The organism is Candidatus Symbiopectobacterium sp., assembly GCF_020054415.1.
Lineage (GTDB): Bacteria > Pseudomonadota > Gammaproteobacteria > Enterobacterales > Enterobacteriaceae > Symbiopectobacterium.
Map to the genome: position 1 here is coordinate 1 of NZ_JAHWCO010000562.1, position 7945 is coordinate 7945.

Below are 7945 nucleotides of genomic sequence, written 5' to 3' on the forward strand. Positions count from 1 at the left end.
CAGCGAAACGACGGATCCTCGCAACGTAAAATCATGCAGTTAGGCCTCATGAGAAAAGTGTACACCTGAGATGACAAGCATTTTCAACCAAAACTGGCATGGAAAAACAGCATGATTACCTATTATTCAACAAAGCCGTCGCAGAAAACAAAAAGACAGGGCACGAGGCCCTGTCTTTTTCGTTATCAGACTGCGTAATGCAGTGGTGATAAAACGAAATTAAAACTGATAAGTTACACCAATAGCAACTTTGTCGTCGTCATTAACGCCGTAAACGCTAGTGTCTTTGATCAGGTTGATGTCGTATTCACTGTATACGGAGAAGTTTTTGTTGAATGCGTAAGTTGCACCAACGCTCACGTGTTTAGTGATGTAATCATTACGACTATTGGTGTTGTCTTGAGCTTTAGCCTGAACATAACCCAGAGACGGGGTCAAACCGAAGTCGAAGTTGTATTGTGCAACAGCTTCGAAGATCTTGGTTTTGTCTGCAAAATCAGTGTTAGGTGTGCCTGTTCTGCTACCGTCAACATAGCTTGCATTACGCAGTTCAGAATAGATGGCTGCAACATAGATGTTGTTAGCATCATATTTCAGACCAGTACCCCAAGCTTCTGCTTTTTTGCCCTGGCCAGTCAGATCACCACCAACAGCATAGTTATGCTCGTTGGTACGATTGATTGCAGCGTAGTTAGCAACAACGCCTACACCCACTGGAGATACGTATTCCAGAGAAGTACCCCAGCCGTCACCGTTCTGGCGAGACAATTTGCGACCATTGCCTTTGTTCAGAGTACCAGAGTTGCTAGAGCCTTGGTATTGCAAGCCGAAGTTCAAGCCGTCAACCAGACCAAAGAAATCTTTGTTACGGTAGGTCAGAACGCCAGTAGAACGGCCAGTCAGGAAGTTATCAGCTCTAGACTGGTCACCGCACCACTCAGGCAGCACATCAGTGTAAGCGAGGGAGTCATATGCGATACTCATGTTACGACCGTAGTCGATAGTACCGAAATCAGTGATTTTCAGACCAGCAAAAGCATAACGTGTTTTAACATATTTACCTGAGTTGTAAGTACCTTCGGTATTATTAGCAGCAAATTCAGCTTCGTAACGACCGTAGCCCGTTACATCGCTGTTGATATGCGTTTCGCCTTTGAAACCCAGACGAGCATAGGATTTGTCACCATTTTCGTCGTGGTTGTCAGAGAAAAGATGCTTAGCAGTTACTTTACCGTACAGGTCCAGTTTGTTGCCGTCTTTGTTGTAAACTTCTGCTGCGTTTACTGCGCCAGCAGCTAACAAAGCCGGGATTACTATTGCAAGAATATTGCGTTTCATCATTATTACCCTCATTGGTGTTTTAAGACCCCCGCCGCTGCCATTAACAATTCTCGAAAAAAGTAATAAAACTCTTACGGAACTATCACTGGAAGTTTGGTGTACTCCTGTGTCTGAATGCAATGTTCCATTCACTCGCCCGTTAATCTACCCTTAAAATGATACTAAGTTCGTAATAAAGTAACAAAAAGAAAGATTAAATTTTAAATTGTAAATTTTAGGGAACTTTGTGAGCCTTATATGAAAGAAAAAAAAGGCCGCGAATATTTCGCGGCCTTTTTTCTAGTTATTTGTTTTACTTATGTTTAATGCGTATTTAGAAACTGGCGTTACGTGGAGTACGTGGGAAAGGGATCACATCGCGAACATTTTGTACACCGGTAACATAGGCAATCAGACGTTCAAATCCGAGGCCAAAACCGGAGTGCGGAATGGTGCCGTAGCGACGCAGATCGCGATACCACCAGTAATCTTCTTTATTAAGCCCCATTTCTTCCAGACGGCTGTCCAACTGCGCCAGACGCTCTTCACGCTGAGAACCACCGATGATTTCACCGATGCCCGGTGCCAATACGTCCATGGCTGCGACGGTTTTGCCGTCTTCATTCATACGCATATAGAAAGCTTTGATGTCTTTCGGGTAGTTTTTTACCACCACCGGCGCTTTGAAGTGCTGCTCTGCCAAATAACGCTCATGCTCAGAGGCAAGATCTACGCCCCAGAACACCGGATTTTCGAAGGTATGTCCACAATTAAGCAGGATCTCAATCGCATCGGTGTAATCCACCTGGGCAAAATCTGCACTGACGAAGTTTTCCAGACGGCTGATCGCTTCTTTATCTACACGCTCAGCAAAAAACGCTATGTCATCGGCGCGCTCTTCGAGCACGGCTTTGAACACGTATTTCAACAGGCTTTCTGCCAGCGCTGCGGCATAGTCCAGAGTCGCAAAGGCCACCTCCGGCTCGATCATCCAGAATTCCGCCAGATGGCGGCTGGTATTAGAGTTTTCGGCACGGAACGTGGGGCCAAAGGTGTACACATTGGAAAGCGCACAAGCGTAGGTTTCACCGTTCAATTGGCCTGAAACGGTCAAGAAAGCCTCTTTGCCGAAGAAATCTTCACTGAAATCCACTTTGCCCGCATCGGTACGCGGCAAGTTTTCCAGATCCAGCGTGGAAACGCGGAACATCTCACCGGCACCTTCGGTATCCGACGCAGTGATAAGCGGCGTAGAGATCCAAAAATAACCGTTCTCATGGAAGAAGCGGTGAATGGCTTGGGCCAGCGTATGACGCACGCGTGCTACGGCACCGATCAGGTTAGTGCGCGGGCGCAGGTGCGCGACTTCACGCAGGTACTCAATGCTGTGACGTTTTGCCGCCATCGGGTAGGTGTCTGGATCGTCCACCCAGCCCACCACTTCAACGGCGGTGGCTTGAATTTCGAAAGACTGACCTTCACCCGGCGACGCAACCACGGTACCCGTGACGATCACAGAGCAGCCGGTGGTCAATTTCAGAACGTCATTCTGGTAATTGGGAAGATTATTATTTACGATCGCCTGTAACGGATTAAAGCAGGAACCGTCATAGACGGCGATAAAGGAGATACCGGCTTTAGAATCTCTCCGGGTACGTACCCAGCCGCGCACGGTGACTTCACTGTCAACGGCGACACGGCCTTGCAGTACGTCGACTACAGGCACTACGCTCATAAAATTCTCTCTTCTCAATGAATGATATTTAACGGGTCAACCCCTAAGGGTGATTTGCTATGCTACTTGCCGTCTGGCAGGACACAAGCAGAAATCACCGGAATGCGTCAAGTTTTGCGCATTCCGGTAACGTTGGGTTAAATACTGAGCAGTCGAGGAGACTAACTGGCTTTTCTGATACGCGGCAGATCGAAGGCTTTGCGCAGTGCGGAAATAAATGCGGCGTCATGGCAGATGGTTTTGCCGGGGCTGTCGGAGAGTTTCGCCACCGGGCGACCGTTACACTCCACCAGTTTGATGACGATATTCAGAGGTGTAACGCCTGGAATATCGCAGGTCAACCGTGTGCCGATGCCAAACACCAGATTGATACGCTGAGAAAAATGGCGATAAAGCGTAAGCGCTTTTTCCAGATGCAGGTTATCGGAGAACACCAGCGTCTTACTCATGGGGTCAATGCCTAAGCGTTGATAATGCGCGATGGCCTTTTCGCCCCAATAGATCGGATCTCCGGAATCATGACGCAGACCCTGATAGGCATTAGCGAAATCGAGATCGAAATCGCGCAGGAACGCATCCATGGTAATGCAATCCGTCAGCGCGATACCAAGCTGATCGGGGTATTCCACCAACCAGGCGTGCAGTGCGGCACGTTGGCTGTTCGCTAATGTTGCGCCGAGTTGCTGGTGCGCCTGGAACCATTCATGCGCTTGTGTTCCCACGGGTGTCAGCCCCAGGCGGCGCGCCAGGTCGTAGTTGCTGGTGCCAATCAAATACGGGAATTCTTGCTGTAATACGCTCACGATCTCGTGTTGCACATTGCGGGAAAAACGACGCCGGGTGCCAAAATCCATCAGTTTGAAATGGCTCAGGTCGATACCCTGACTGCGTTCACGGAACTGCGCCAGCGTGCGGCGCAACTGCGCCACGGCGCTAACGTCCGGTGTGCGCGAGCGGTGCACCACTTCACTGATCACCGCCAGCAAGGGAACTTCCCATAAAATCACTTCGCGCCACGGGCCGCGAATGCGAATATCCAGTTTGCAGTGATGGTTGCTCACGGTAACTTGCTGCGGGTTAAAGCGGAAATGGCGTAGCCACTGTAAATAATCTGCGGTAAAAAAAGGCAGCGTAGAGAGGTAAGCGAACTCATCGTCGCTGAGTGACAGTTGGCTCATCAGCGCAATCTGCGCGGTGATAGCCTCTGCATGACTCCCTAACAGCTCATCGCCGCGGCAGCGGAATTCCGCTGTAACGTCCACATCATAATAATGATGAAACACCGCTTGCTGCATATGAAGCTTGTACGCATCCGTATCCAGCAATGAGTTCAAAATCGGGGAAGGGTGTAAAGTCATAATGCGTTACAGCATCCTCGTCAGGCGCGTTTCTACTATCAAAATCATCAGCAACGTTCGGTGAGTATACCTTGATTCACGCTGCATTGTCGCTATCACCAGATAACATCATAATTTGACCAGAAAAGAGAGGGACTTTCGTGCTCTGGCACGGATATTATTCTCATTCACTTAGCGCCTATTCTATTAGGGCTATTTTACTTGCCATTTTGGTCTTGGGCAGTGCTCGAAATCCCAACATACTCCGTGTACGCTCCTGTTTCTGCACGCTGTCCGTGACCAAACTTGCTGCGCCAATTACGCCTACTGGAATAGGCTCTTAATGATGGCAACATCGTTGTAACAGGCATAAACTGAACTGTCAAAGCAAAGAGTGAGGTGTAAACATCCTATGAATCAACAGCCGCAAGTAAAATACCGTCATGATTACCGTGCGCCGGACTATACCATCAGCGATATCGCGCTTGATTTTGTTCTGGATGCACAGAAAACGCACGTCACGGCAGTGAGCCAGGTGGTTCGGCAGGGAGAGGCGGGGGCGCCGTTAAAACTGGACGGTGAAGGGCTGACGCTGTTAAGCCTGACAGTGGATGGTCAAGCTTGGCCGCACTATCAGGTTGAGGATGATGGCGTGGTGTTAACGCACCTGCCTGCCGCTTTCACGCTCAGCATCGTCACAGAGATCAACCCCGCCGCCAACAGTGCGCTGGAGGGGTTATACCAATCTGGTGCTGCGCTTTGCACCCAGTGTGAAGCGGAAGGGTTCCGCAACATCACCTATTATCTGGATCGCCCCGATGTACTGGCGCGCTTTACCACGCGTATCACCGCCGATCCGGTTCGCTATCCTTATTTACTTTCCAACGGCAATCGCATCGCACAGGGCACCCTGGATGATGGTCGACACTGGGTTGAGTGGCAGGATCCGTTCCCGAAACCGTGCTATCTGTTTGCACTGGTGGCGGGGGACTTCGATGTGCTTAGCGAAAGTTTTACCACCCGTTCCGGGCGCGAAGTGGCCCTAGAACTGTATGTTGATCGCGGCAATCTCGATCGCGCGGGCTGGGTGATGACCTCGCTGCAAAATGCCATGAAGTGGGATGAAACCCGTTTCGGTCTGGAGTATGACCTCGACATCTATATGATCGTCGCGGTGGAATTCTTTAATATGGGCGCAATGGAAAATAAAGGGCTCAACGTCTTTAACTCCAAATACGTACTTGCCAAGGCAGAAACCGCTACCGATAAAGATTATCTGAACATTGAAGCGGTGATCGGCCATGAATATTTTCACAACTGGACTGGTAACCGCATTACCTGCCGTGACTGGTTTCAGCTCAGCTTAAAAGAAGGACTGACGGTGTTTCGCGATCAAGAGTTCAGCTCAGATCTGGGATCGCGCCCGGTAAACCGCATTGACAACGTGCGTGTGATGCGCGGTGCGCAGTTTGCCGAAGACGCCAGCCCGATGTCGCATCCGATCCGCCCAGATCAGGTCATTGAAATTAATAACTTCTACACCCTGACAGTGTACGAGAAGGGTTCGGAAGTGATCCGCATGCTGCATACGTTGCTGGGTGAGGATAAATTTCAGGCGGGCATGCGGCTTTATGTGGAGCGTCATGACGGGAGTGCGGCCACCTGTGATGATTTTGTGCAGGCGATGGAAGATGCCTCGGGAGTGGATCTGACACAGTTTCGTCGTTGGTACAGCCAGTCGGGTACGCCGGTGGTGACGGTGCGCGATGATTATAATGCTGCAACGCAGCAATATCTGCTGTCGATCAGCCAAAAAACGCCCGTAGGCGCGGATGGTCAGGAAAAACGCCCGCTGCATATTCCGCTGGATATTGAACTGTACGATCAGCAGGGCAACGTGATTCCGTTGCAATATGCAGGTCAGACGATCGATTCGGTATTAAACCTGACCGAAGCAGAACAGACGTTTGTGTTTGATAATGTGCCGAGTCAGCCGATCCCCTCTTTATTAAGGGAGTTCTCTGCGCCGGTTAAACTCAACTATGCCTGGAGCGATGCGCAACTGACCTTCCTGATGCGTCACGTACGCAATGATTTCTCGCGCTGGGATGCGGCGCAAAGCCTGCTGGCAAACCATATTCGTCTCAACGTGGCGCGCTATCAGCAACACCAACCGCTCTCGCTGCCACTGCATCTGGCCGATGCGTTTCGTGGGATATTGTTGGATCCTGTGCTGGATCCGATGTTGGCGGCACAAATTCTGACGCTGCCCAGCGAAAACGAAATCGCGGAGCTGTTTGAGATTATCGACCCGCTAGCCATTGCGGCAGTGCGCGAAGCGATGGTTCGAACATTGGCGACAGAGCTGGCTGATGAGTGGCTCGCGGTGTATCGCGTTAACGCCACCGCAGAGTACCGCATCGAACATGCTGATATTGGTAAACGTGCCCTGCGCGACACCTGCCTCTATTATCTTGCGTTTGGTGAAGTGGCGCATGCTGATGCGCTGGTAAACGCACAGTATCAGCAGGCGGATAACATGACGGATGCGTTGGCGGCGCTCTCCAGTGCAGTCAGTGCGCAACTGCCGATACGCGATATGTTGATGGCGCAGTTTGACGATCGCTGGCACACCGATGGCCTAGTGATGGACAAGTGGTTTACCTTGCAAGCTACCAGTCCGGCCAGTGACGTGTTGTCTCGGGTGCGAGCGTTACTGAACCATCATTCATTCAGCTTGAATAACCCCAACCGACTGCGTGCGCTGGTTGGCGCGTTTGCCAGTGCCAACCCGGCCGCGTTTCATGCCGCGGATGGAGAGGGCTACCGTTTCCTGACCGAGATCCTCAGCGATCTCAATACCCGCAATCCGCAGGTCGCTGCTCGGTTGATTGAGCCACTGATCAGGTTGAAACGCTATGATGAATCGCGTCAGGCGTTAATGCGTCAGTCACTGGAGCAATTGAAAACGCTGGATAACCTCTCTGGCGATCTGTTTGAGAAAATCAGTAAAGCGCTGCAAGGCTAATCCCCCTCAAGGTTCCCGCGTCAGGCGGGAACCTCAAACTGGCTTTGTTGAATAAATTAGAACTTGTAACGACTGCGCCCCATACGGGTCGATTGTTACGTGATGCGAATACTGTTCGGCATTCCTAATAGCGTGATCAGGTTAAGCGCTTTGACCATGGCCATGGCTTCACCCACCTGAGCATCGTAGTCTCTCAGACTTAGATGACCACCCAGAAGCCTTTTGAACCGGAACATGGCCGTATCAGCCACTGAGCGCCGGTGATAGCCCACTTTCTTTTTCCAGATATCGTTACTACCGCTAATGCGCTGATTTGCAACAGCGTGGTTACGCTCGTGGTAGCGATCTGGCCAATATTGCGCCCCCCCTTCGTGGCACGATAAGCGGCCTTATTTTCTTCCTCAGCAGAGCATCATAGCAGTAAACTGTATCGCAAGCGCCGTCAGCCGATGCCTCTCTGATTTTCCGGTGGGTCTGGTCTATCAGCGCCGGTAGAGCTTGGGCATCATTCGTACCACTGAGCGA

General features: G+C 50.8%; 4 protein-coding genes and 1 pseudogene. 1 reads left to right on the forward strand and 4 read right to left on the reverse strand.

The features are described from left to right. Positions 1–219: 219 nt before the first annotated feature. From QZ506_RS16470 to pncB, 3 genes are all read right to left on the reverse strand, one after another. Positions 220–1341 (reverse strand): porin, encoded by a 1122-nt coding sequence (locus QZ506_RS16470; RefSeq protein WP_291972550.1) that lies wholly within the window; start codon positions 1339–1341, stop codon positions 220–222. Positions 1342–1654: 313 nt separating this feature from the next. Then, positions 1655–3055 (reverse strand): asparagine--tRNA ligase, encoded by a 1401-nt coding sequence (gene asnS / locus QZ506_RS16475; RefSeq protein ID WP_291972552.1) that lies wholly within the window; start codon positions 3053–3055, stop codon positions 1655–1657. 161 nt (positions 3056–3216) lie between these two features. After that, complete coding sequence (gene pncB, locus QZ506_RS16480; protein ID WP_291972554.1) at positions 3217–4413, reverse strand: nicotinate phosphoribosyltransferase; 1197 nt, start codon at positions 4411–4413, stop codon at positions 3217–3219. Positions 4414–4804: 391 nt separating this feature from the next. On the opposite strand from pncB, the gene pepN reads away from it, so the two are divergent. Then, positions 4805–7420, forward strand: a complete 2616-nt coding sequence (pepN, locus tag QZ506_RS16485; RefSeq protein WP_291972556.1) for an aminopeptidase N — start codon at positions 4805–4807, stop codon at positions 7418–7420. A 95-nt stretch (positions 7421–7515) separates the two neighbouring features. Here pepN and QZ506_RS16490 read toward each other — a convergent pair. Beyond that, a pseudogene (locus QZ506_RS16490) lies at positions 7516–7945 on the reverse strand (transposase); the annotation flags it as partial.